The 25,904-nt window shown below is 43.7% G+C and carries 15 protein-coding genes and 1 tRNA gene; 10 read left to right on the forward strand and 6 right to left on the reverse strand.

Features of this window, described 5'->3' with window-relative positions:
- Nucleotides 1-81: 81 nt before the first annotated feature.
- The 3 genes from RDO37_RS09560 to RDO37_RS09570 form a co-directional block, all read right to left on the reverse strand.
- Nucleotides 82-1,680 carry a peptidoglycan DD-metalloendopeptidase family protein gene (locus RDO37_RS09560; protein ID WP_308498918.1) on the reverse strand — a complete coding sequence of 533 codons (1,599 nt, stop codon included), beginning with the start codon at nucleotides 1,678-1,680 and terminating at the stop codon, nucleotides 82-84.
- 872 nt (nucleotides 1,681-2,552) lie between these two features.
- A complete protein-coding gene (locus tag RDO37_RS09565) occupies nucleotides 2,553-2,840 on the reverse strand; it encodes a hypothetical protein (protein ID WP_044121364.1) in 288 nt (95 codons plus the stop codon).
- Between the two features lie 585 nt (nucleotides 2,841-3,425).
- Nucleotides 3,426-4,790, reverse strand: a complete 1,365-nt coding sequence (locus RDO37_RS09570) for a DASS family sodium-coupled anion symporter (RefSeq protein ID WP_308498919.1) — start codon at nucleotides 4,788-4,790, stop codon at nucleotides 3,426-3,428.
- Between the two features lie 2,382 nt (nucleotides 4,791-7,172).
- On the opposite strand from RDO37_RS09570, the gene RDO37_RS09575 reads away from it, so the two are divergent.
- From RDO37_RS09575 to RDO37_RS09600, 6 genes are all read left to right on the forward strand, one after another.
- Nucleotides 7,173-8,702, forward strand: coding sequence for an SLC13 family permease (locus RDO37_RS09575; RefSeq protein WP_308498920.1), 1,530 nt, complete (start codon nucleotides 7,173-7,175; stop codon nucleotides 8,700-8,702).
- A gap of 775 nt (nucleotides 8,703-9,477) precedes the next feature.
- The gene (locus RDO37_RS09580; RefSeq protein ID WP_308498921.1) at nucleotides 9,478-10,824 is read left to right on the forward strand and encodes a hypothetical protein; all 1,347 of its coding nucleotides are present in this window, start codon (nucleotides 9,478-9,480) and stop codon (nucleotides 10,822-10,824) included.
- 455 nt (nucleotides 10,825-11,279) lie between these two features.
- Nucleotides 11,280-12,371, forward strand: a complete 1,092-nt coding sequence (gene dusA / locus RDO37_RS09585; protein WP_308498922.1) for a tRNA dihydrouridine(20/20a) synthase DusA — start codon at nucleotides 11,280-11,282, stop codon at nucleotides 12,369-12,371.
- Nucleotides 12,372-12,997: 626 nt separating this feature from the next.
- A complete protein-coding gene (locus RDO37_RS09590; protein WP_308498923.1) occupies nucleotides 12,998-13,861 on the forward strand; it encodes an aldo/keto reductase in 864 nt (287 codons plus the stop codon).
- A gap of 350 nt (nucleotides 13,862-14,211) precedes the next feature.
- Nucleotides 14,212-15,135, forward strand: coding sequence for a carbohydrate kinase (locus RDO37_RS09595; protein ID WP_308498924.1), 924 nt, complete (start codon nucleotides 14,212-14,214; stop codon nucleotides 15,133-15,135).
- 346 nt (nucleotides 15,136-15,481) lie between these two features.
- Nucleotides 15,482-17,020 carry a 3-deoxy-D-manno-octulosonic acid transferase gene (locus RDO37_RS09600; RefSeq protein ID WP_308498925.1) on the forward strand — a complete coding sequence of 513 codons (1,539 nt, stop codon included), beginning with the start codon at nucleotides 15,482-15,484 and terminating at the stop codon, nucleotides 17,018-17,020.
- A 377-nt stretch (nucleotides 17,021-17,397) separates the two neighbouring features.
- Here the strand turns inward: RDO37_RS09600 and RDO37_RS09605 are convergent, their stop codons facing one another.
- The 3 genes from RDO37_RS09605 to RDO37_RS09615 all read right to left on the reverse strand — a co-directional run bounded on the left by RDO37_RS09605 (nucleotide 17,398) and on the right by RDO37_RS09615 (nucleotide 20,682).
- Nucleotides 17,398-18,477, reverse strand: coding sequence for a S24 family peptidase (locus tag RDO37_RS09605; RefSeq protein ID WP_308498926.1), 1,080 nt, complete (start codon nucleotides 18,475-18,477; stop codon nucleotides 17,398-17,400).
- Between the two features lie 558 nt (nucleotides 18,478-19,035).
- Nucleotides 19,036-19,716 carry an HAD family phosphatase gene (locus RDO37_RS09610; RefSeq protein ID WP_308498927.1) on the reverse strand — a complete coding sequence of 227 codons (681 nt, stop codon included), beginning with the start codon at nucleotides 19,714-19,716 and terminating at the stop codon, nucleotides 19,036-19,038.
- A gap of 342 nt (nucleotides 19,717-20,058) precedes the next feature.
- Nucleotides 20,059-20,682, reverse strand: a complete 624-nt coding sequence (locus tag RDO37_RS09615) for a cytidine deaminase (RefSeq protein ID WP_308498928.1) — start codon at nucleotides 20,680-20,682, stop codon at nucleotides 20,059-20,061.
- A gap of 768 nt (nucleotides 20,683-21,450) precedes the next feature.
- Between RDO37_RS09615 and RDO37_RS09620 the strand changes: the two genes are divergently transcribed.
- The 4 genes from RDO37_RS09620 to sohB all read left to right on the forward strand — a co-directional run bounded on the left by RDO37_RS09620 (nucleotide 21,451) and on the right by sohB (nucleotide 25,735).
- Nucleotides 21,451-21,527: transfer RNA gene (locus RDO37_RS09620), tRNA-Pro, on the forward strand.
- Nucleotides 21,528-21,724: 197 nt separating this feature from the next.
- Entirely contained in the window at nucleotides 21,725-22,012 is a 288-nt protein-coding gene (rplY, locus tag RDO37_RS09625; RefSeq protein WP_027939185.1) for a 50S ribosomal protein L25, read from the forward strand.
- A gap of 657 nt (nucleotides 22,013-22,669) precedes the next feature.
- On the forward strand, nucleotides 22,670-24,544 hold the full coding sequence (locus tag RDO37_RS09630) for a S1-like domain-containing RNA-binding protein (protein ID WP_308498929.1): 1,875 nt from the start codon (nucleotides 22,670-22,672) through the stop codon (nucleotides 24,542-24,544).
- Between the two features lie 9 nt (nucleotides 24,545-24,553).
- On the forward strand, nucleotides 24,554-25,735 hold the full coding sequence (gene sohB, locus RDO37_RS09635) for a protease SohB (RefSeq protein WP_308498930.1): 1,182 nt from the start codon (nucleotides 24,554-24,556) through the stop codon (nucleotides 25,733-25,735).
- Nucleotides 25,736-25,904 lie beyond the last annotated feature (169 nt).

Genomic DNA, 25,904 nt, shown 5'->3' on the forward strand with positions numbered 1-25,904 from the left:
AGGGTGTGGCAAAAGATTCAAAGGGGCTTAGCTTGTGAAGGGCTAAAAGCAAAGCAGCAGCCTAAGGCTGCTGCAATAATATTATTTAGTCTTGGACAGAGCGAGATTGTCGTTTTTAAGGTCGGCCCTGAGAATCTTTACGTTATTGGCAAAGGCCTCACGCTGCTCACGGGCCAAGTTTGGATGATTAGAACTTGGCAGATCAATCTTGAGCGGATCTACAGGACGGTCGTTAATACGAATCTCGTAGTGTAAGTGTGGTCCAGTGGTTCGGCCAGTATTACCAGAACGAGCAATGAGCTGACCTACGATAACCTTTTGACCCATCTTGACCTCAGCTTTAGACAGGTGCATGTACACAGTGGAGAAATTGTTAGCGTGGCTAACAATTACATAGTAACCTGCAGCTCTTTGATAGCCTGAGAAAGTTACAGTACCGTCTGCTGGGGCGTAAATTGGGGTACCCACGGCGGCCTTAAAGTCCACGCCATTGTGCGGACTAATACGACGGGTAACAGGGTGACGTCGCTGCGGATTGAAGTGGGAGTTAACCTTAACTTCACCTGCTAGAGGGAAACGACGGAAAATACCTGCTGTTGGGGTGTACTCATTCTCACCGTAGTAGTTGCGATCCTCAGGGTTCATGAAGGTCTCAAAACTACCCTTGGAAGTATCCAATCTAACCGCGTAGATAAGTGCATCAGTGCCGATGCCGCTAAAGAGAACACGGAACTTGTCGCCAGCCTTAAGCTTGGTAGTGGCGATCTTGTTTTTGAAAATATCGTTAATTGATCTGATCTCAGATGGAGTAAGACCAGCTCTATGACCTGCAGTCTTGAAGCTTTCACCCTTCTTGATCTCGTTAATTACTAAACGAGGACGATTAGGGTTCTTGTTCATGGCTTTTTCAAGCGCAATACGCTCAGCAAGCTGTTTAGCAGCTAAAGCATCACGCTCAGCACGCTCTTTTGCAGCTTGAACTGCCAGCGGCATCTTGTCGGCATTTGAAATGGCTGCTAAGGCTGACTCTTCAGCATGGCTACCAATAGCCTCGTACACTACATGGAAGTCATCAGTAGCAGTTAAACGAGTAAAGCGTACCTGCTGAGTCTTAGAGATAGGCTTAACCATCTCTTTGACCACATTGTCATCATCGATCAAGAAGTAAATTGGATCGCCGATGTTAAGGCGCAGATCGCGCTTCTTTGCAACCTTGGTGACGCGGTTTAAGGTGGCGTATGGCAAGTTTAGGTATGTGAAAATGCCAGAAAGGTTATCACCACGGCGTACAGTTTGACGATACCATGTGCCAGTTGGGCGCTGATAGACTTCTTGTGTTGCGTCTTCACTTGCGATGAGCTCATCATCTTCATCACTAGTGCCTTCGACAGCTTCTTTAGTGCCATCAGCCCAAGTACCCTCAACTGTATTGCCAAGTACAGCATTAACAGTATCTTTTGCACCTTCAAAGATTTGGTCTAAGGTGTCCGGATCTGCAGGGGTGGATGAACTAAAGTAACGGCTTGGGATGTCGTAATCTTCGTAGTTTTCTTGATGAGTGCCTACAGTTTGATTTTGTGCAGCATACTCATTACTACTTTGATCGGTGGCAAGGTAGGCCTCTTCACCAGCGCGGATCGAGGCGCTGTTTTCAGAGAAGCGTTCCCATGTTGATGGCATTGGTAGCACTAGGACTGCACATACAATTACGACAGATCCTACGCCAAGGATATGTTTTCGAGGCAGAATGAAAGGCGTCGCATCCGTGTGTGCAACGAAATCCTCGTGTGTCATTCTGTTCGTAACTTTGATATTCAACATGGTGTGTAAGAGCGAAACAGTTAGGAGAAGTGACAGATACGTAAAAAAACATATCAGACCGTTTCGGAGTGCAGCTCTTAGCACTGCTAACAACACTGAAAAAACAGTAGCGGAGGGCAGTGGTAAAAGATGCAGCTCGCTGTTGAGTAGCAAGGGACTAGACTAACTTACTACACAAAAATGGGCAGTCTACAAGCTATGTGTATACCTTAGGACTAAGATTGTAGCTGATTTTGTCAGCTATCTAAATAGCGCAGGGCAATTTTGTGCCTAATACAAGCCTAGTTAGCGTGGAAAACTTTAGCAAAATTCAAAATAATAACTTAGCTTAAAGCTCAAACTTGGATCCCACGATTTGAATACAACACCCCATCTGACGGGCTTTGTGCATCATCTGAGCACAAGCTATAAGCCCTCTTAACTTAAAACACGATCGCATATGTAAAGCAATCTGATCTTTTGTCAAGGCCGATCCTCAGCTTGTATGATCTTTGATGCCAAGACCCCTCAAATTAATGTACCAAGACCATAATTGCGCTCTAACCATCCACATAAAACATTAAAGCCTAAGTAGCACATGTAATAGTCCACGCACGCTCGCAAGCTACCAATAGCGCAAGAGTACATTGAACTTAGCCACGATCCTCATCCATCATAAGAGAGCGACACTAGATAGCGCAAAGACAGCAAAGTCGAAGAAGCATCAAGTTAGAGACTTAGCTTGAGCTTTGCTAAAAATCAATATAGAAAACGATGAGGGCTATCAAGATACAGTCACCTGCAACAGCCAAGGTCACCAAAAAGCCTTTAAAAGTAACTGGGTAGCCAAGCGAGATGTAGTTGCCTAATGGACCACGCTGATTGATGATGGTGCTTTTGGTACGTCTAAACCACTCGTCACGGCGATGGGCAAACAAAAAGCGGTAGATGATGCTCACAAGTACGGATGCACACAAAACGATGCCAACCTTAAGCGGGGTAACAGTAAACAATAGTGTTCCGATAGAAAACTCGAGCATATAGCACCTCATGAACAGACTATAGCCATATTAACAAGCCATGAGATGGGCTGCAATTGCTACACCATAGCCAACAAAGCCGCCATCATCCTTGAGATAACCTCAAAGCAATAGAATAGGGCGTAACTTGAAAATGGCTTTAAAGCGACATCGTGATTATCTCGTTACAATCAAAATGGATATGTTTTAATAAATAAAACACAAAGCTAAGTATTTACTTTAGCTTCAAGTGACATGCGACTAATGATTTAGCTTCAAGTGACATGCGACTAATGATTTAGCTTCAAGTTTAGTGAGGTTCAGGCTTTAGCCGTGTGCGCTAGTGTAAGGATTAGACGTTAACCGTGTCAGTTAGTGCAGGAAGGATCAGACGTTAACCATGTCATTTAGTGCGGGAAGGACAAACGTTAACCATGTCAACACATGGGGTGCAGGTGAAGCGCGTGAGCAAATTAAGATTAAAGACGATGGATGGGGTAGCTTAAGATGGGCATACAAAAAGAGGCAGATGCGTGAGCATACTGCCTCTTAATTATCTTTTGGTTGCTACTTAAGTAGCGAATTTAGTTTCGTATGTAGTTCTTCTTAGAGGAAGAAGAAGTATGCACCAATTGCGATTACGAATGAGCATACGATGTTGAGAACTAAACCGATGCGAATCATGGCAGCCTGTGGAACATAACCGGTACCGAACACAATTGCGTTTGGTGGGGTTGCTACAGGGAGCATGAACGCACATGACGCACCTAAACCGATGATTAAGGCTAAGCCTAAAGGAGGTGCACCGATGCTCTCAGCAATGGCGATGAACAGAGGAACTAACAGAGCAGCAGATGCGGTGTTAGAGGTGAACTCTGTTAAGAATACGATAAAGAATGAAACTAACAGACCGATGACGAAGTAGTGCTGACCTTCGATCAGGAGTACGATACCGTTTGCCATGATCTGAGATGCACCGGAGTCCTTGAGCACAGCAGAGAGGGTAATACCGCCGCCGAAGAGCATCAGAACGCCCCAATCAGTGTTAGCCTGAACTTCCTTCCAGCTAATGAGCTTTAAGGCAACTACGATGATAGCTGCAAAGATAGCGATTACAGAGTCGAAAGATGCAATGTTAGCGGTTAAGCCCATCAGAGAAGAGATGAATGGGTTTAACTGAGCTGAGAAGATCCAGCACAGAGCAATTGCAACGAAGATGCCTAAGGTTAAGTAACGCTTACCAGTAAACTCGACTTGCTCATCCTTGAAGTCAACCTTAATCTTGAGGTTAGGACGGAATACAAGGAATAAGCAGATCAGCATAATTGGCATGAGCACGAGCATGAATGGGAAGCCAATTACGAACCAGTCAGCAAAAGTCATATCCATGTTAGAGGCAACGATGGCGTTTGGTGGGGAACCAACTAAGGTGCCCATACCACCGATAGATGCAGAGAATGCGATACCTAACAGCACGAATACGTAAGTGCCCTTGTTCTCTTCATATTTGACGTTAGAGAGCATACCGATAGCCAGTGGTAACATCATAGCTGCAGTTGCAGTGTTTGACATCCACATGGATAAGAATGCGGTTACAGTGAATAAGAAGAGTACAGACAAGAAGAAATTGCCGCGAGCTAAAGCTAAAATACGCTGAGCGATAATGCGGTCGATCTTCTGATAGTGCATGGCTGCTGCTAATGCAAAACCACCGAAGAAGAGGTAGATGTTTGGATCAGAGAAGCCGTTTAATGCTTTGGTTGTTGGAACCAGACCGAGCACGATGGCGAGGACTGGGACAGTGATCGCGGTGATAGTAACGTGTACTGCCTCGGTGAGCCATAAGATACCAACAAAGAGTAAGAGCGCTAAGCCCTTGTTCTCAGTGTCGCCAAATGGCAGGAAGTTTAAAAGCAGCACAAATAATACTATGTCGGCGATGACGATGTATGACTTAGTCATAGGGGACATATTATTAACTCCTTGGGATATAGACCTACATCCGCATGCATCAACAGGTCACTCATAGAAATCGGCGGTAGACGATCAAGTAATGCCGCCGTTTTGCTACAACAGTGCTTTGTACGAAAAAACAATCGAGCTTGTGCCTTCAAATTTTTTGACGTTAAAGCGTCAGGTACAAATTTGTCTGTTGAGCTCAGTGCTAACCAAAAGCTTTGTATCCCAAAGGAGACTTGCTTTTGCTATCTCTGCTACTTGTCTTAAGGATTGAACTTAGTCACCTAAGTTCGCTCCTTAATCCAAGTGCACTGCTTCTCTTAGAGGTCTAAGATAAGCTTTGAAGCGGGGCTATGTTGACCGCCAGCTTCTATGAGAAACCTGAACTCGTGCAAGCGGATGGCTACAAATTAATGAAATCAACGATTTGAAAACACTCTAGTTGATAATAATTTCCATCTGTATAAGTCATATCTAAAATTATTGGGTTTAGCTCACAAAAAACCCCTGATCTATCTGATGTTTCTCAGTTTATTGATAAATCGTATCAATAGCCTATTATCAGGCCTCTTTCTCTACTTATATATATGTGCAGTCGATCAAAATTTGGATCCCATAAATTAAGGATTCTTTTCTAAACTGAGTTAATTAAGTCACTTGCCTAAATACCACCTGTTGAGACATTTAATACACAAATCAGTGTGATCTTTGTAGGTTTTGTGCTCTTAAATGGTGCGCTTGGGATACAAGTTTCGGATAAATCTGCCGAAGATCACGCTTATTTGCGTGTAAAAGATTAGTGCATTCTTGTATCTATACGGCTATAAATGGCTTATATAAGCCATGTTGAAAGTGATTAATCAGCAACTTAAGTCAATTGAGCAACAAAGTGCAAGCAGGCCATCACCCAAAAAAGTAAACCCCACCCCATAAGCCCTCATGCGCAGCGCAAATTCGCCACATTTGCACCCAACACGCCACCATTTAACAGGCACAAAGTGCAATTATGTACGCCGTTCGTCTCGTCAATCCCAAACCGCAATTATGTATGCCGTTCGTCTCGTCAAATCTAAGCCGCAATTATGTATGCCGTATGTCTTGTAATCCCAAGCCATGAGCGAAAGCCATCAAACAGCACTCAAAGCATCACTGTGATAGCAAAATACCATGCCATTAGGCCTTCTTTCTCAAGCCAAACTTGCATCAAGACACTTAATGCAAGGAATTTTCTAAAGGTGAACAGCAAGCTTCTCACCCCATCAACTTAATCTGTACCCACCCACATAGCGATAAGTCAGCTAGTGAGAAAAGATGCGCTAGCCTCCCACATTGAACTCATAAAAGCACTGAGCCTCATCTATCCACGCAAGGTAGTATCAAAGCATAGAGCTGGCTCATGCCTGCCTGCGTGCTGGCCTGCTAGTGTGGTAGTTAAAGTCGAGCTAGCAAGTGATAGTGGGGTTGAAAAGCAGGGAATACAGCAGTGAGCTTGAGATCTTAAGCCTGTGGGGAGGCTGTTATGAGTACAGTGATGAAAATGGATGTGGATAAGTTTTGCTTATAAGAATGATGGTACTGATGGTCACGCTGCTAAACAGATTCTTTCTTAGCCATCATCAGGCCATTTTCATGGAGCGCAAATTAAACTTAGGCTAACTTTGCTAAGCTGATCTGAAGCTACAGTGCCTCTGTACTTGTTTTGCAAATCTTGTGGTGCTTTGCATGTGGCTTGGTAAAGGTTGAGGTGTGGTTCAAAGCTGTGGTAATTATCGAAAGCACGCTTGCTAATCCATTATATAGGCTATGTTTAAGAGAAGTGCTTTAGATTGGCTCAAAGTGGATGATGTGCGAACTTTGGCTACAACGCACTTTAAAGGACTTACTTGGCGAAAATTGCGATTATTTTGCCGTCATTTATGGAGATTTTGCGTTTAATTCCGTATGTATTCACGCTTTGCGTGATAACTAATTAACTGTGTAGTGTGATCAAAATCCTCGATTTGCACATAAGGCGGGGCTATCATGAACGTATTTGAGAAAACGGCTTATTAGTAAGTGAAGCTATGGTCATTTATAGTTTTCATTTAAGCTCGTGATTCTCTATCGGGGGATACAACTAACAACATGTCGCAGCAAATGATGGGAACATATGCTTATGTGCCTAATTTTGCTTGTTAGTTGGTTGTTTTAGATTTTCAGCATTTAGCTGAATACAACGCATCCATTAGTCAAATCTTGTAGGCATCTAAACTACTTTATTTGTAGGCCACTTAAGGGCAGTCCTTGTAGGATCTGTCCTTGGGCGTGTACGTGTAGATGTCTATTCGGCACTAGCTTAAAACTATGGTTAGTTCTTGGGATTTGTCTTGATGATGCTGGGTTAAGGATCAACTCATGGATCACTCAGCAGCAATTATCACATTGTCAGTTTTGGCAGTAGTGGCATTCTTGTTCGTAACCGAACTGATTCCACTGGCTGTAACTGCAATGGGTGCCACAGTTGCTTTAGGTATCTTTGGTGTACTTTCACCAAAAGAAGTGTTTGCAGGACTATCAAACTCAACCGTAGTTCTCTTTGCCGGTATGTTCGTAGTCGGTGCCGCGATGTTAGAGTCGGGATTGGCGCAACGAATAGGATCGATGGTCGTAAAGAGAGTAGGTACCAAAGAGATACCTTTAATGGCTGCCATGATGACTCTAACAATCGTCATGTCATCCTTTGCTTCTAATACAGGAACTGTAGCTTGCTTGCTGCCTGTAATTATTGGTATCTGTGTAGCCGCACGTATTCCTTGCTCTCCATTACTCATGGGTCTTGCTGTTGCCGCAAATACTGGCGGTACTATCACCATGGTAGGCACTCCACCAAACATTATTGCTTCAGCAACTTTAGAGTCATCAAATATGACTCCGTTTGGTTTCTTCGAGTTTGCCATCATCGGTGTACCGCTGTCAGTAATGTCAGTTATCTACATGATGACCATTGGCCGCAAGCTCACTCCACATAACTATGCAGATATGGCCTCCGTTGGTACCGTGACTTCCTCTGGTACTCCACGTGCTCGTATGTACTGCATTTTAATTCTGCTCTTCGTTATCTACGGTCTGGTGTTTGGTATTCCAGGTCTGACTCAGGAAATGGTAGCCGTTATCGGCGCTTTAGCCTGCGTGTTAACTGGTACACTTTCAGAAAAGAAGGCATACCGTGGTATCGACTGGGTTACCATCTTCTTATTTGCTGGTATGCTGCCACTGGCCAACGCCCTCGATAAGACTGGTGCAGGCGGCATGATCGCTGATGTGGTAGTAGGCTTAATGGGTGATTCACCAAGCCCATACATGTTCATGGTGGTGCTGTTCACTTTATCATGTGGTTTAAGTCAGTTCATGTCCAATACTGCAGCTGCAGCTCTGCTCTGCCCAATTGGCCTGTCTATCGCAGCTAAGATGGGTGCTTCCCCATATCCAGTACTGATGGCTATTTCTATCGGCGCATCTTGTGCGTTCACCACTCCAGTTGCTACCCCTCCAAATACCTTAGTTTTAGCACCTGGTAAGTTCAAGTTTATGGACTACGTACGTGTTGGCTCTCCTTTAGTGGTGCTCTCACTGCTCGTTTGTGTGGTAGTTATTCCAATGGCTTGGCCTTTCAAGGTTGAGGCAGAAGAGACTCAGGCACAAGCTGAAGCTACTGCTGTAGTTGAGGTAGTACAAACTGAGCAAAATCAAGCTCAGGAAGTTGCCCCAAATGCAGATGAGAATGCTGCCGCCGCTGCAGCAGACGCTGCCGAGGCTGCAGATGCTGTTGAAGCTGCCCCAGCTGCTGACAACGTTGAGGCCGCTGCAGCTGAAGTTGCTGCTCCTAAGGATGCAGCTGCAGATGACGCAGACAAGGCTGCTCCTAGCGACGAAGACGCTAAGTAGACCAATATCTAAGTGGCATTCATCAGCTTATGAATGCCCATGATCTATGAACAAGAGGCACCGTATGGTGCCTTTTGTCTTTTAGGTACATGATCTTGTGATTTTTTGATCTTTTTATGCAGAGCCATGATCGCAGCGTAGACAGTTTGCTAGTAAGCAAACAAGCAAGCAAGCATGCAAGTATGTAAGCTAACAAGCAAGCATGCAGGCAGGCAAGTAAACTGGCAAGTCATCCATCCATCCATCCATTGGAGGCTTGTCATCAATCCTTTGCTATCTTGGTGATCTTAGGTAAGGGCGATTGGGGATCTTGGAGTGTGCATACCAAGGGGAGTTGGTGAGCTAAAGTTGCTTGTTGATCATTGCCCATGGGACTTTACAATTCTTGCTTTTATTGAAAATTAGCAGAGCAATTAACAGCAAGATTGCGCAATGGCTCATGTAAACTATAACGGTGTGCACGTTTTGGCGTGACGATTGTTGGTGCCTAGTGCTAACTAGGGTAAACTTGATACTGGGCATAATGCTATTTGGCGTCTGGGGATTTCACTGCTAAATGGCTACTTGCTCTAATGCGATCACTACAAGTGACTCAAGGTTTAGATTGAACATCATGGGCGTTTTCAGTTTGTTGTACGCCTATGAGTGCAGTTGTCACAACCAGCATCTTCTGTTGCTATGTACTTTAGTGTTAGTTAAATGCTTTAAGCATTAAGCTAACTGACTTTGGTGATAGCGGCTAAATGATCGCGATGTGGTTGTTTCGGGGGATTTTATGAATTTACTGAATGTTATTCGCGGTTTTGATACCGAGCTCTACGATTATTACGAGGAGGAGCTGGAAAGACAGTACTACTCTCTGTCATTCATTCCCGATGAGAACAGTATGTCCCCACTTTGCGCTGCTACTTTGGGCAATGTCTTAGTTAATGAAGAACACAACAATACCTTCTCCTCAACCAACATCCTTGAAGAGATCGTAACTAAGCGTATTTGCGGCATCTTCAATTGCGAGCACGCTAACGTCAAGTGCATCACTATTGAGGCTGCCTCACGTGTAGTACTGCAGGCTTTAGTGCAGCGTGGTGATGTGGTCATGTCACTTGACCTGCGCAAAAAAGAGCACTGCAACAGCGAGTCTTTTGTGTATCGCTTTGTAAACTTTGGCTTAAACCCAGAGACTCAGCATTTAAACTATGATGCCATTGAGGCTCAAGCTCAAGAGAATAAGCCACGTCTTATCATCGTCTCTCCAATTAATTATCCATATCCAATTGATTATGAGCGTTTATCCAAGATTGCCACTGATGTAGGCGCAATCTTATGGTGTGATATTTCACAGGTTGCAGGTCTGATTACCTCAGGTGTGATGGCATCTCCTCTGCCATATGCTGATGTGGTTACCTTCACCACTCATGGTGCTCTGCAAGGCCCACGTAGTGCCGTGATCATCTCTAAGTACAAGTATGCATCCGCCATTGATCGTGTAGCTTTTGCCTCTGGCCACACCGGCCTTGGTTCACCAGAGCTTGCAGCTATGGCTATTCGTCTTAAGAAGATGCAGTCTCCAGAGTATCGTGATTACTGCGATCAGGCCATTAAGAATGCCCAAGCTTTAGCTGAAGGCCTCAAAGAGGGCGGTATGACCTTAATTTGCGGTGGTACTGAGTCTCATTTAGTTGTGATTGATGCTAAGCACTGCGCAATGTCTGCTCGTGGCGCTATTGATAATCTTGCTGATTGCGGCATCGTGGCACGTAATTGCAAGGTATACACTCAAGATCCTGCAGTTAAGTTTGATGCCGTGCGTTTTAGCTCTCTGCCTGCTACAACTCGTGAAATCAAACCAGAAGACATGAAGAAGTTAGGTGTTGCCATTGCTCACTTCCTTGGCAATCCAAACACCGAGCATGAAGAAAAGTTAAACGACTTAGTGCGTAACATCACCATCTTACTGCCACTGTTCTCAAGCCGTTGGTTAACTCCAATTGAGCAAGAGAACTTAGCAAATCAGTTAGCTTTCTTAGGCCGATCAGACAGTACTACTGCAAGCAAGCACCGCTTAGGCCGCTTGATGCGTAATGTATTAAGAAAGGGCAAGGACGATGATGCTAGCGAGTAATTACTCGCGTCAATGAGAAGCTTTCAAGCTCTATTAACCCCTTTTAAGAAAAACTGGCACAGATGCTCTCGTTGTATCTGTGCCATTTTTATATGTGGAGAGGCAAAGACACAGCTTCACAAGCTTGCAGCCGTGCTCAAAGAGCCATCGAGACTGCAATGTTATTAAGCAAAGGAATGCGTACTGACAAGCTTAGCCAGCTTACGTGAAAAAGATGGCGTGAATCGTGTGGTTTTAAGTGGTTTGGGGCGCTTTGAAGCCTTTTTAGGCAAGGGAACAAACTTTTGTTTTGCACTTGTCATGCTTTTTTAACTTTTTGTCATTATCATAGCGTCATGTTTTGAGGCCACTTTTCAAAACTCATCACTTTTAACTGCATCTATGTCTTAGTGCATATGGCAAGAACATAGAGTGGATGGATGATTAAGTGGCGTGATACTAGGATTAAGTGTTTGATGACTACTCAAATGTTAAACGACGTAACTGAGCAAGATTGCAAGGTGGCAGATAGTACTGTTAGTGCTGCTAGTGAAAATAAGCACAGTAACGCTTCAGTGCAGTACTTTTTACCTTGTGAGAAGTTTGCCGTTGCCCCAATGGTAGATGTGACTGACTCCATCTTTAGACGAATGGCCCGCATTATGTGTAAGGAGGCTATTTTATATACTGAGATGATCGCCGCAGACGCCTTGGTTCATGAGAAGTATCATCTAATTGACTTTAAGGATAACGAGCCTCCTGTGTGTTTACAGTTAGGTGGCAGTGATCCTAAGAAGCTTGCTTTTGCAACTAATGCTGGCGTTAAGCGCGGCTATCAGGCGATTAATCTCAACGCTGGCTGTCCTTCAGATAAGGTACAGTCAGGTAACTTTGGTGCCATTTTGATGAAAACACCAAAGCTGATTGCTCAGTGTTATAGCGCCATGCAAGAGGCTGCAGGGGATATCCCAGTATCTGTAAAGACACGTATTGGTGTAGATGAGCTCGACTCTGAGGACTTTACCTTTGAGCTTATGGGCACTATCTATGAGGCAGGTTGTCGTCACATTGTGATCCATGCGCGTAAAGCCTGGCTTAGCGGTTTATCTCCAAAAGAAAATCGCACCGTGCCACCGCTTGATTATGAGCGTGTCTATAAGATTAAGCAGGCTTTTGAGGGTCTTAAGATCACCATTAACGGCGGCATTACTACTATCGATCAGTGCAAAGATGAACTAAGCAAGGTAGATGGTGTAATGCTTGGTCGTGCCGTGATCGATGATCCATATATTCTCTGCTCGGTTGATCATGAGCTCTATGGCAAAGGATCAGATGAGATTATGTCTCGTGAGCAAGTTATCGAAGAGGTCATTAAGCTTGGTGAAGCTATTGTTGCTGAAGGCAAGCCAGTGCACCTCTTGTACCGTCATATTTTAGGACTCTTTAATGGCTGTCCAAATTCACGTCTGTTTAGACGCTATATGTCCGAGCATATGACTAAAAAGGGAGCATCCCCAATGGTTGCAGCTCATGCAGTTGCTGCCATGAAGCGAGGCTCACTCATTTAATTTAGCTTGCAAAGCCATGTGTACTTGCAAAAGCAATTGCGCAGCTACAACCAATCTTTTGGATTAGTAACCGCAAGTGCAAAGCTAGAACCAGTCTCTTGGATCAGCAACAGCAAGTGTGAAGCTAGCACTCACCATTTGGACTGGTGCATGTACAAGCAAGGCCCATCTATATGTGGTGCTTTGCTGCTAGTTTTGCTGGATAAATGAATTTAAGCCGCCATATAGTGTGCATTAGCACTACATGATGGATACGGCAAACGACCGACGTATCTTAGCTCATCTTATGAAGAGAAACCTTTATGAGGTTTCTTTTAAGTAGAGAGAGTTTAGCTTGCTGGTCGAGCTAGGCAAAGGAGCATTTTATGTTCTCTTGCCTAGCAAAATATTACTTAACTGCGCCACGACCGATTGGCTGATGCTATGACTATAGCTTTGCTGTAGCTCATGCACGGCTCAATCGTTTTTATAGTGTGTGATATCGTGGCGTGCTCATGCTTAATGCAATTGCAGTTTAAGTAGGGCAGGGCGTTTTTGCGCTGCTCTCACGGCTCTTTTAGATAAGCCTTTGGTTAACTAAAAGTGCACTTGCATTAAGCTGGCAAAAATACTAAGGAGCAGCACTTATGGATATCAATTCTGTTATAGAGCTAAACAATGGTGTGCGTATGCCACTACTTGGTTTAGGCGTTTTCAGATGTCCAATGGGTGAACAAACTCGTGCAGCGGTGCGTACTGCCATTGAGTACGGTTACCGCATGATTGATACAGCTCGTATCTACTGCAATGAAAAGAGCGTAGGTCGTGGTATTCGTGATACCTCACTGCCTCGTGAGGACATCTTTGTCACCACCAAGCTGTGGCGTACTGACTTTGATAATCCTCGCCGTGGCTTAGAGCAGTCTTTAGAGCGCTTAGGTATGGATTATGTTGATCTATATCTGTTGCACTGGCCATTTGATGGCTATCAAAAAGCTTACTTAGAGCTTGAGAAGTTACTCGATGAAGGCTTATGCCGCGCTATTGGTGTCTCAAACTTCACCATTAAGCACTTAGAAGAGTTAAAGAAGGCAGGCGCGAAAGTAATTCCTCAGGTAAATCAGACTGAGTGCCATCCACAAAATATCGAAAGTGAGCTCCTTGCCTACTGCCGTCGCACAGGTACTGCCTTTGAGGCTTACTCTCCATTAGGTGGTGAGGGTAATAGTTTAATTAGTGATCCTCGTTTAGCTTCTATTGCCGATTACTACAAGGTCACTCCTGCTCAAATCATGCTGCGTTGGAATATGCAGCGTGGTGTCATTGTGATTCCAAAGTCAGTACGAGCTGAGCGCATTAAGCAAAACTCAGATCTCTATGGCTTTGAATTAACTCCTGATGATATGGATTCGATTGAGGACATTAACACTAACTTACGTCGCGCTTATGACCCTGATCGGATTAACATGCGCCCTCAAGCAACTTTCCCAAAGATTGTAGAAGAGGACTAATGCACAAACACTGCAAAATTTGCAGCAAAATTTGTGAAAATAATTGCAAAAATTGTGCTTTAGCTATCATATTTTGTGCTATTTTTTGCAAAACTAAGCTTTTCCTTAACAATTTAGATCTTGCGTGGCAATATAGTTTTAACAAAAGCGGCACAAGCTAATAATTAGCTTAAACATCAGCTTGGTTTAGAGCTAAATACTTTTTGTTAGCCCTTGCTGATGGTCATGGTTGCCTAACGTTAAGCTATAGGTGTTGCGTTATTATCTAAAGCGCTCACAAATTTTTACAAAGTTTTGCTGCAAAATTTGCTGAAAGTGTTTACTTGTTCCAATTAGGGAGAATGGTTGTTATGTCTAAAACCATTACATGTGTCGGTTTAGGCGAGATTTTATGGGATATCCTCCCGTCAGGTACTCGTATTGGTGGCGCTCCGGCTAACTTTGCTTACCATGCGCAGCAAGCTGGCCTAGACTCCTTAGTTGTGAGCAGTGTGGGATTGGATGAAAGCGGCGATAAGGCCCTTAAAGTTCTATCTGAGGCAGGTCTTAAGGTTAATGCACATCGCTCTCACAAGGTCACTGGCTACGTAAAAGCATCCTTAGATGATAAGGGCGTTGCTATTTACGACTTTGCTGAGGATACAGCCTACGACAATATGCCAATGACAGATGAGCTTAAAGAGATTGCATCAAAGACTGATGTTTGTTGCTTTGGCTCGCTTGCTCAGCGCTACAAAGATGGTTTAACCCGTAAGAGCGTGGGTGAGTTTTTAGATGCTATGCCACAAGGCAGCATGAAGATCTTTGACATTAACTTACGCCAGTCTTTTTATGATCTTGAGGTGGTTATTGCAGGCTTAAAGCGTTGCACCATCTTTAAGTGCAATGAAGAGGAATTGCCAGTTGTCTGCGAACTCTTGGGCATGGACAAAAACATGTCTTCACAAGAGTTTTTCAAGGTGATATCTAACGAGTATGGCTTAAACGGTTTTATCTATACTTGTGGTGAGCATGGTTCTGAGATCTTCATAAAAGATACATACACCCATGTTCCAACGCCAACAGTGCAGGTAGCAGATACTGTTGGTGCGGGCGATTCCTTTAGTGCTACTTTTATTGCACTGTATGTACAGGGCGTATCTCAGCAAGAGGCCCATGAGACAGCAGCACAAGTAGCTGCATATGTTTGTACTTGCTCAGGTGCCATGCCAAAGCTCAGCGATGATCTCAAAGCCAAGCTCAGTGCCCTGATTGATGCAAACAAGCCTAGATAATTAAGCAAGCTTAAGCTAGGCATGAAAGAGCGGCATTTGCCAATGCGCTAAGAGCAATTAACAGCGATTGCGCAATGCTAATAGCCTAGATTTCATCTTATAGCACTAGTTCATGTGTGTGCTAAGCGCATTAAAGAGCGGTCTTACATATAGATGTGAGATCGCTTTTTTGTTTTAAAAATGTTTGAACAACAATCTACTTAGCAGTTGGCCATTCAATCGATGGTATCATAAGCTTGAATGCAATATCTTAACGTTATTATTGATACGTCGTTAGATAATGCAGCGAAAGAGATTTTTGTGGCTTATGCTCTTTCACTAAGCAAATGATAAAAGAGATCGCTTCATGGCACGTGTTCGCACACATTTGAACTTAAAAGATTACCTTTTAATTTTACTGCTGATTATCATCTCGACAGCCTTTGCTGTATTTTTCCAGCTCAATCAGATCATCACCGGCGATCAACTGCAGATGCTTGATAAAGGCTACCTAGGCGCAATTACAGGTAATTTCCTGCCTTATGGTAATGCTGCAAGTACTGTAGGCAATGTGCCAGGCTCTTTATCATCCTACATAGTAGGTTATCCACTCACTTGGTACATGCATCCAATTGCTCCAGTTGCTCTATTAATTGGATTGCGTGTTCTGAGTATTTTCATTTTTGTTAATGCAGTAGCCCAAATTCTTAAGCCACGTACAGTAGTCATCGCCACTCTTTTATATGCTCTGTCACCTTGGTTCTTATATGAAGAACTTTTATATAACCCGTCATATTTAGCCTTTGGATCAGCTGTCTTTTTAAATATGCTGGTACGCATTAGAAGAAAAGGCCGTGATGTTCCATATCTAACTGCATTTTTAGCATCTGTGATGCTTTCTTTATCTGCAGGCTTTTGTCTACAGCTGCATTTCTCATGGCCAGTATTAGTTGCCATCTGCGGTATTTTGTACCTGCGTCGTGATATTAGAATTAGCTTTCTAGGTATTTTTGTTGGCCTAGCGATAGTAGCTGCTTCACTTATCCCATACATAAATGAGGTGATGGTGAATGAGGCCATTAGAGAAAATAACGATCAGATCGCTCAGGAAAGATATTTTGGTTATGGACTAGTACATGTTTATCCAGTCTTAAAGGCAGTACTGTACTGGTTTAGATTTGGCTCTTTACTGGTAACTAAAAAGGCTTTAGTACCTGATGTAGCAGCAGATGCCCCTGTCTATCTTGAGATCTTACGTTATGTCTATCTCGTGATCACTCAGGCTATTGGTGGCTTAACTGTACTAATTGCGGTTTATGCCAACTATAAGGTGCTCTCATCTTCGCCTTTTGCTCATCATGAAGGCACTAGTTTTATTCGATCGCTGACTATTGCTTCGATCTTAGCGCTCATGATGGCAGGTGCCGCCTCCACCATTACATTTAGCTACTGGCACCTGATTTTAATTTTTGCCTTTGCGCTGCTGCCAATACTAGTGTTATTCGAGCACTCACATCGTATTCGTAATGTGCACATCGTTTATCTAGCGGTGGCTATGATAGTCATGAATTTAATCTCTGCTATAAATTCAGATAAGTTCAATATCCACGCAAGCTATACCGATCAGGTTAACTATCTGTGCCTGCAAAAATATGAAGCTGCACAATGCGGTCTGTCAGAAGCTGCAGCAAAGGAACTAAGCTCAAGACAGCTTGATAGCATTTTCTTTGGCAACGTGCTTGAAAATATGTCAGCTATCCATAATAGCGTTGCGGAACCTGCAACTGACACTAGCACCGCTACAGAGCCAACTGTCACCCCTGCCAAAGACACAGCTCAACTAGCCGAGCCAAGCACTACACAAGAGACCGATGCTGCCGCTGCCAAGCCAAGTACCGCACAATAGACCGATTCTGCCGATGAGACATTTAAGCAAAGCGAAGGCAGCATTGCTAATCCTCAACAGTAGCCAATAGCTTCTAAAAACGTTATTACTATGCAGCACAGCTTGCAGACAAGATTTGGTTGCATTATTTGACTACACACAACTTCTTGACCTAACTATAGATATAGTTATCAGTGATTGTGCAAATACAGATGGTGGATCCGAATGAGAACTGAAATAAGATGATCTACGTTTCGTTTAATTAAACTGTCGCATAAAACAAAAGGGGCGCAGCATATCATGTGCTACAGCCCCTCTTAAGCCCAGTATGCCTTTCTCCATACAACTGCATGAAGCAAAGGCAACTTAGGTATCAAAACTTTTCTAGAACTATAAGATTATTGTGGTTTTGAAAGAATACAAATAACCTCACCAATTAACTGCATATCCTTCTCATTGGTGTAGAAAATTGGGAAATACTTGGGATTGTCACTAGCAGCATTCATTACGCCTTTATTGCATTGCAGGCGCTTTAACATGTAATTGCCGTTAGCCATATAACATACGATCTTGCCTAGGCTGCTGCTTACGTCTTTTTTACCTGTATCAATGATAACCACGGCGCCGTCAGGGATTCCTGCGCCTGTATTAGGATTATACATACTTTGTCCGACTATTTGAGCAAGTGCTAAGTCGTCATTAATTCGTATACCCAAAAGAGCAGCAATTGATTGGCCAGACTGTAAATCGCTAGCAAAGGTATCGTTCGTCACTCCTTCTGCATTGGTTTTTAAGCTAAGCAGACTATCACGACTATTCAATGTATAAAAGGCACTAACATTAGATCTATCATCATAAATGCGATTTAAATCATTAGCCGGCTCTTGTTCGGGCTTAATCGTTGGCGCTGTTTCGATGTTTTGGTTTTTTGCCTTATCAGGGCATATTAGTGTTAAATCAGCTTCTAAAATTCGGGCTATAGTTTGTGATAAAGACGGGGTCGGCAGCGATGGAAGGTCGGGGCGCTCCCAAATTGAGGTCATGCTCGGTGACATGCCTAGCATTTTGGATAAATTGCGCTGAGAAATACGGCGTTTAAGGCGGTAATAGCGCAAATTATTCTTGTAATCAACGACGGTTTCAGGCGTGATATTTAAGCTGACAATTTCACCAGTGTTTAAGTCTTGCACTGTGCGAGGTGTTAGATCAGAGCTGGGCACGAAAGTATCAAACGCAAAGCGGCGTGGGCTTATGTCTAAGGCGTTTGCAACTTCTTCGACTTTCTCATGAGGGATAAATTTGTCATTAGATAGTGTTTCCCAGCGGTTTACGGTAGGCTGTGTCACGTTGAGCTTGTTAGCCAATCCAAGTTGGGAAAGAGAGCACTTTTGACGGTAATATTTTAGATTTTGTTTAGCTTCTCTGATGCTATGAGGCTCTAAGAATGGAGGAGCAGCCTCTTTAACGGTGTCGTTCATTTTGTGTTTCCTATTAAATATCAATACTATATTTAATAGTACAATGATAGCACAGTAAAAGTATAAAAACAATGCCTAATGCTTAGAAATCTAAAATTCTTATTGTATAGAATGGAGAATCAAGAACGCTAGGTGGGAAGTAACTATAAAAATTGGTTATAGTTATAATGAGGCAGGCTAGTTATTTTATATAGCAATGGGTGAAGTGCTTAACTTGTGTTATGTATAAAAGCGGCGTAATAAACTGTATAAATAAGCCAATAGCTTAGCTACTGCTAAATGACTCATATATTTATTACGCCACAAATAACACAATGAACGGCTTTTTAATACACCGTTCCTATATGGTACAAAAAATATGTATAAAGTGCAATTGTTAAATGCGTTATTCTTGGATGTCTAATTCCAAAGAAATAGAACACATCAATCAAAGGGGTAATAAAATTTTACAAGGTGGAACACGACTCAAACTGCAAGGAAGTGACTTGGTGAAAGTTGGTTTGAGTCTGTTAGGTTCTTAGCAAGATGCTTGTTTGATGCAAGCCTTCTTGTGGCGTACTAGTCCATCTTGATGGGGATAGAAAGCCCAGTATCGCGGGCCTCCCAGGCTTCATCAGCTTTGATAATATGGTCGCAATCAAACTCGCCATCAAAGACCTTTACGCCATCCATCTTGGCGTTCTTGATGCCAATCATGCCCACTACAGTATCTTCAAAGACTAAGCAATCGACAGGATCAGCGCCTAAGCTTTTAGCTGCGAGCAGGTAGATATCAGGATTTGGTTTGCCCTTTTGCACCATATCACCAGTAACTAAGGAGTGAATGTAAGGCATAAGACCGACTTTGCCTAATAGATATCTTGCTTCTCTCTGATGGGATGAGGTGGCAATAGCGATGCGTTTGCCTTGAGCATAGAGATACTTGAGGATATTTTCGATCTTCCAGAAAGGCTCGGCCTTTGGCATGTATTCGTTGATGAAGAGCTCGGTTTTAGTTTTAGCCATTTCCTCGGGATCGGCATTGAGATTGTAGCGGTTTATGAGGTCTTGGCAGATGGTGGCAGTTGGTAAGCCGCCGTACTCAAGCAAGAGTTCGTGTGGTAATTCAGGTCCGCCGAACAGCTTAACCATATGTTTCCAAGCGACATGATGCCAAATCTCAGAATTGATGATGGTGCCGTCCATGTCAAAGATGAAGGCTGGATACTTTTGGATTTGCTCGAGCAACTTATCGTGCATGGCTTATGTTCCGGAGATTCATACAGACGATATGAGCAAAGATAGTGTTCATCTCTTGCAGCTAGGTATATGCCGCTGCAGTTGCTACTAAGCATCTTGTGCAGGCTCTTATATTAAAGCTAACTGAGTAGCTTACTCTGATATAAGAGTACTAGCTTATGAACTACTATCTAAGCTCCTTTGTCCTAAATATATGTCTGTACTTTTGTGATGTAAACAATGGGTAGATAAATAAGTACTACCCGTCTAAAACAACAACAACAAATGACCTCGTGTATTGAGCGCCTAAGGTTGATGCACTGTCATGGGCGCATAAACTAATAAGTTTTTCGAGCTTGCCTATTAACCGCAGCAGCCACCACCGCAGCAAGAAGATGGCTTCTTGATAGCAGTAATTACGCTATCAACGTCATCGCCGTTGCCTGAGTGAGCAGAGGTGTCATTATCAGAAGATTTTCCAAGAATGTTACGACGGTGTTCTTCAATTAATCGCGCATCGTCTTCCCAATCTAATGGGTTAACTTCTACTAAGTTGCGGTTTTGATCGCGCATCACTACCTTAGCAATCTGAGCGTTTAAGATAAGACGCTCACACATAGCACATGGAGTGATGTACTTAGATGGAGCATTAGTAGCTACATCAGTACCGCATAAGTATAAGGTGCCGCCGATAATCTCAAGAGGGTTACCATTAATAATGGCATTTGCCTCAGCATGCACTGCACGGCAGATCTCATAGTGAGTGCCTGGCTTAACACCGAGTTCCTCACGCAGACAAGTACCAATATCGATACAGTTGTCACGAGAACGTGGCGCACCATTGTATCCAGTGGATACGATACGGCCATCCTTAGAAACGATTACAGCACCGTAGCGGCGTCTTAAGCAGGTTGAGCGCATTGACACCGACTCGGCAATTTCCATAAAGGATTCATCCTTGGATGGACGTACATACTTAGTTGACATCAATACCTCCGCAAACGGTTATAGCGATAAAAGTAGAAAACCCAAAACTGAACATTACAAGTTAGATGAGGCAACAAGCAAGCGTTTAACTTGTAATATAGATGAAGCTATATAAAGATAGGGCCTTAGTTATGGCATCTACATCTTTACAATCTCATCTGAGCGTCATTGTACGCGTCTGAACAATGCAATCAAGACGCTACGACAATCGTTATCAGCTGAGGTACATACTCAATTGCTTTGGCGACATACATAAAAAGCTGCCTTTATAGCAGCTATAGATCGAATCTTTTGCTTAAGTATGGCGGTCTTTAAGAGTAATGGGGCTGTTGCATCGATCACGAGATGAACATAAATGATCGATAAAAGAGCATTTTTAGCAAGTTGATAAATCTTATCACTTGGATCTTCAAAAAACTCATTTTCATCGAGTAAAAGTGTAGTCAGATCATGGGAAAACTGATCAATACTAGGTTTGCAAATGATCAATCAATTAGTTTTGAGCCGATCGATCTTTCATTAATAGCAATTCTAGATGTGATTTACTTCTCAATATGATCTGAAAGCACTATCCATTACAACTTACAAAGTTTGTGCTAATGATCGTTTGGGTGTATGCTAATGCACGCACTTGATACACGAGCTTTTTGTTAAGTCCTTTTGAAGAACTTACGAGGGCTAGTGTAAGTGGCAATTTTGTAGTTTATGTGAAGTAAATGTAAGATTTTTGTTGACATGCATCACATGTGACTATAGAATATGCGCCGTCGGTGATTAGCGCAGTCCGGTAGCGCAACTGCTTTGGGAGCAGTGGGTCGTAGGTTCGAATCCTACATCACCGACCAGATTTTTAGGGCGCTTAAGTGCGCTTTTTTTATCTAACCTGATGCACGAATGGCTTTTACCATTTCGAAGAGCAGATGAAAGTCTGTACAACTTTAGATAGTTGCTAGTTCTTCTAGTATCAGGTATCGATGTCTTGCCAAACGATCCGGTCGCAGACGTTTGGCGTAACCATCAAATAATACGAGAGTATATAATCATGGCTATCACTTTAGACGTTGAACTTCGTAATGACTTAGGGAGAGGTGCGAGCCGCCGCCTTCGTCGCGAAGAGAAGATCCCAGCAATCATCATTGCTAAGGGTCAGGAAACTGTCAGCATCACTTTAAACGAGAAGAAGTTAATTCAGGCTACCACTAAGCCAGATTTCTTCACTGAGACTGTAACCTTAAACGTAGGTTCTGATGCTATCGCTGTTAAGCCAATCGCAATGCAGCGTCATCCAGTTTCTTCACGTATTATCCACGTTGACTTCCAGCGCGTATAATCGTCAGAAAGCTATGCAATAGGTCATAATGACCTTGCACAAAGATTTCTAAAAGAGCAGACCAAGGTCTGCTCTTTGTCTTTGTAGACCCCGCAAAATCTCATCTTTAATTAAGCCCCTCTTTTTGTTAGGGAAGCCTAATCCATCGTACGACAGGAAAACCTAAGCAATCGTATTGCAGGGAAGCCTAAACCATCGCGCGACAGGAAAACCTACGTCATAGCAAGATAGGTAAGCATACGACGTTGCAGAAGTTGGCAAGCCTTAGGCACTGCAAGCTTATGAAGCTTAAGTTATCTTAAGACACCATTTAATGCTGCAGCTAACAATGACTAGACGTTTCATATAGCCAAGAGCACTTAACAGCCTCACAAGCAGATTCGCTCGAAGACTTGGTCTTAAAACATACCGAATAATACTCACTCTAAGCTACTTGAATAGAGTCGGCATACATTGTTTGCAATTGCCACTAAGATCAAGGGCTTAGATATCTCTTTTAGAGGCTAAGCAATGAGCCAGAGCTAAAAAAGATTTGCTTTTGATAAGCTAATGCCTCTAATATAAATCAGCCTATTAAGTTGTAGGCCACTTTTGCCTCACTGAAAAATAGCAGTCTCCTTCTTCTATAGGAACGGTCAGTGACGGCTAGGAACGATAATGGAAAGAACTTCAAAGACAAGACTTAGCCTGAAGAGACCAGGCACCACTTCCACCGTAGCAACAGATACTCCACAGCGCTTTGATAGCAGCGAGCGTGGCCCACGTAGATTTGAACGTGATGAGCGTGGCTCAAGCCGTTTTAACCGTGACGAGCGCAGCCCACGCCGTTTTGACCGCGATGACCGTTCTTATGGTCGCTCAACTCGCTTCAACCGTGACGATAGTCATCCAAGCCGCTTTAATCGCGACGATAGCCGTCCAAGCCGCTTTAACCGTGACGATAGTCATCCAAGCCGCTTTAATCGCGACGATAGCCGTCCAAGCCGCTTTAACCGTGATGATACCCGTCCAAGCCGCTTTAACCGCGATGAGCGTTCTTCAGGACGTTTCGATCGTGATGAGCGTGGTTTTGGTCGTGCTAGCCGCTTTGATCGAGACGATAGACGTCCAAGCCGTTTTAACCGCGATGAGCGTTCTACTGGTCGTTTCGAGCGTGATGATCGCTCCTCAGGTCGCTATGATCGTGGTGAGCGTTCTTCTGGTCGCTATGAGCGCGATGAGCGCAGTTTTAGCCGTGGTGGCTATGGTGCACGCGATGAGCAAGGTCAGTCTAATGCCGCCTCACCATGGGGTAGTGTAAAGAGTCGTCCGCCTCGCACTGAGCGTGGTTCACGTCCTGATCGAGACAATCGTCATGAGCGCGGCGAGCGTGAGGTTATCGATGTAAATAAGGTCTTTGTCAGTGAAGTTCCTATTGGCCGTATGGTGGAGCTTGAGGTTTGTGAAATCTCAGATAAGGGTGCCTTTGTTAATGCCAAAGAGCATGGCGCTCTGTTTATCCCAAACTCACAGCTGCCAGAGGGCTTAGAAGTTGGCAACATGATGCGTGTCTTCCTTTATAAGGATGCAGATCGTGTTTTAGCTACTGCCCGTAGACCATATATTGAATTAGGTATGACTGGTAATCTGCGCATCAATTGCGTTAAGAATGCTACTGCTTACTTAGATTTAGGTATTCCAAAAGAGCTAGTACTGCCTGTATCAGAGCAGCGCTTTAGAATGTTCGAGGGCGATAATGCCTTAGTCTATGTCTCGATTGATGAGCGCGGCCGTCTCTTTGGTACACAGTGCTTTAATCGCTATATCCGCGACAAAGCTCGTAAAGATGAATTTCAAGTCGATGAGCGCGTGAAGGTCGTGGGTGTTGCGCATACTCCACTGGGCTATCGTGTCATCGTTAATGACAGCGTTTATGGCTTAATCTACGCCTCCGAGCAAAAGGGCGAGCTAACCATTGGCAAGCGCTATGATGGCTACATTACTGCAGTACGTAACGATGGTCGTTTAGATGTATCGCTTCAAGAGCCTGGTAGAGATGGTATTGAGCATGCTGCAGAAGACATCATGCAAGCTCTGCACTTTGAAAAGGGTCATTTAGGCTTTAACGATAAGTCCGATCCTAAAGAGATTGAAGACTTCCTGCATATGTCTAAAGGCCGCTTTAAGAAAGCCATTGGCTCCTTATATAAGCAGCGCTTAATCGCTATTGTGGACAATGGCATTGATCTTACCGATGAGGGTAGAGAATTTTGCCAAGAACACTTTGGTCAGATGCAAGTTAATGCTGATATCGACATGTTAGATCACGACGGTGCCGATGATTACGAGGGTCGTGAGTTTGTAGATGGTGCTGATAGCTCTTTACAAGATGACGACGATTACGAGTTCATTCGCCGTGATGGTGATGAGCGCGGCAGTTTCGATGTTGTTGATGGCGAGCATCAGGCATTTACTGGTGGTAATGAAGAGGCTGCTCAGGCCGTATTTTCAGAGCTGCGTGACGACAATAAGTTTGATAAAGAGCGCGACTAAGAGGTAGTTATGGTAGTTGAATTTTTACTTGATTTGCTAGGCTTCGTGCTCAAGGGCATTGTGGTACTAGCAGTGATCATCATTCCTGTGATGACCATTCTTTCCTTTGTTTCTCGTAATAAGAAAGGTGGTCAGACTCAAGCTAAAGGCGCTTTAGTAGTTGAGGATCTCAAGTTAGCTGCTAAAAAGCGTAAGGAAATGATCTCTAAGAGCCTCAAGCGCTCCAATCCAGATAAGCTTTTAAACAAAGAAGAGATCAAAGTTGGCCTTAAGAAAGAAGAGAAGAAAAAGAAGCCAGCAGTTAGCGCAAAGGAAAAGGTTCAAGAGAAGCTTGATGAGCGTGCTGCTTTCTTAAAGACCATTGAAGAGAAAAAGGAAGCAGGCGTATTCTGCCCACGCAATCTTTATGTGATCGACTTTAGAGGCTCTGCTAAGGGTACTGAGTTTAAAGATTTGCGTTTAAAGATTGATGCCATCTTAGATGTGGCTACTCCTGAGGACGAGGTCATTGTAAACCTGATGTCTCCAGGTGGCTTAGTCAACTCTTATGGCTTATGTGCATCACAGCTGCAGCGTATTCGTGACCGTGGTATTACTCTTACTGTTACCGTCGATGAGGTGGCTGCCTCTGGTGGTTATCTGATGGCTTGTGTAGCCAATAAGATTGTGGCTGCTCCATTTTCCTACATTGGCTCTATCGGTGTGATTGCAGGTATTCCAAACTTCCGTCGACTTATCAATAAGTACGATGTTGATTATGAGCAAATCACTGCAGGTAAGTTCAAGCGTACCTTAAGCGTTTTAGGCGAGAATACTGAAGAGGGTCGTGCTAAGTTCAAAGAAGAGCTTGAGGCTGTACACACCCGCTTTAAAGAGCAGGTACTGCGTTATCGTCCACACTTAGATGCAGATAAGGTCACCACTGGTGAGCACTGGCTAGCTGTGGATGCTAAAGAATTAGGTTTAGTCGATGAGATTGCTACTTCAGATGAGTACATCAAGGAGCGTATGGGCTTAACTATCGACAGCGCCTTAAAGATCAAGTGGAAGAAGCAAGAGAAGAAGAATCTCATCTCTAAGTTCTTACCAAAATCAGCTCTAAGCAAGGCTATCTTTGGCAAGGGCATCGATCCAGTTGAAAGTGCGCAAAAGTTAGAAGAGCACGACAACACTTACATGAACATGCGCTAGTCAAGCAAGAGCAATTGCTAGCCTAAAGCACAAGATAGGACCTTACAGGCCATATCTTAAGCCACACAAGATAACAAGCCAGACTCGCTTTCAGGCCTGCTGGCAGGCTTTTAACCTGATCTTGAGCTGGTCTTGAGCTTGGAGATCGGAAGAGCGTCGTGTAGGGAAA

This window comes from uncultured Anaerobiospirillum sp. (genome assembly GCF_902485895.1).
Classification (GTDB): domain Bacteria; phylum Pseudomonadota; class Gammaproteobacteria; order Enterobacterales; family Succinivibrionaceae; genus Anaerobiospirillum; species Anaerobiospirillum succiniciproducens.

Coding starts and splice junctions, on each gene's coding strand:
- RDO37_RS09560 (WP_308498918.1), bottom strand. CDS start 1,680: ATGCCATCAACATGGGAACGCTTCTCTGAAAACAGCGCCTCGATCCGC.
- RDO37_RS09565 (WP_044121364.1), bottom strand. CDS start 2,840: ATGCTCGAGTTTTCTATCGGAACACTATTGTTTACTGTTACCCCGCTT.
- RDO37_RS09570 (WP_308498919.1), bottom strand. CDS start 4,790: ATGTCCCCTATGACTAAGTCATACATCGTCATCGCCGACATAGTATTA.
- RDO37_RS09575 (WP_308498920.1), top strand. CDS start 7,173: ATGGATCACTCAGCAGCAATTATCACATTGTCAGTTTTGGCAGTAGTG.
- RDO37_RS09580 (WP_308498921.1), top strand. CDS start 9,478: ATGAATTTACTGAATGTTATTCGCGGTTTTGATACCGAGCTCTACGAT.
- dusA (WP_308498922.1), top strand. CDS start 11,280: ATGACTACTCAAATGTTAAACGACGTAACTGAGCAAGATTGCAAGGTG.
- RDO37_RS09590 (WP_308498923.1), top strand. CDS start 12,998: ATGGATATCAATTCTGTTATAGAGCTAAACAATGGTGTGCGTATGCCA.
- RDO37_RS09595 (WP_308498924.1), top strand. CDS start 14,212: ATGTCTAAAACCATTACATGTGTCGGTTTAGGCGAGATTTTATGGGAT.
- RDO37_RS09600 (WP_308498925.1), top strand. CDS start 15,482: ATGGCACGTGTTCGCACACATTTGAACTTAAAAGATTACCTTTTAATT.
- RDO37_RS09605 (WP_308498926.1), bottom strand. CDS start 18,477: ATGAACGACACCGTTAAAGAGGCTGCTCCTCCATTCTTAGAGCCTCAT.
- RDO37_RS09610 (WP_308498927.1), bottom strand. CDS start 19,716: ATGCACGATAAGTTGCTCGAGCAAATCCAAAAGTATCCAGCCTTCATC.
- RDO37_RS09615 (WP_308498928.1), bottom strand. CDS start 20,682: ATGTCAACTAAGTATGTACGTCCATCCAAGGATGAATCCTTTATGGAA.
- rplY (WP_027939185.1), top strand. CDS start 21,725: ATGGCTATCACTTTAGACGTTGAACTTCGTAATGACTTAGGGAGAGGT.
- RDO37_RS09630 (WP_308498929.1), top strand. CDS start 22,670: ATGGAAAGAACTTCAAAGACAAGACTTAGCCTGAAGAGACCAGGCACC.
- sohB (WP_308498930.1), top strand. CDS start 24,554: ATGGTAGTTGAATTTTTACTTGATTTGCTAGGCTTCGTGCTCAAGGGC.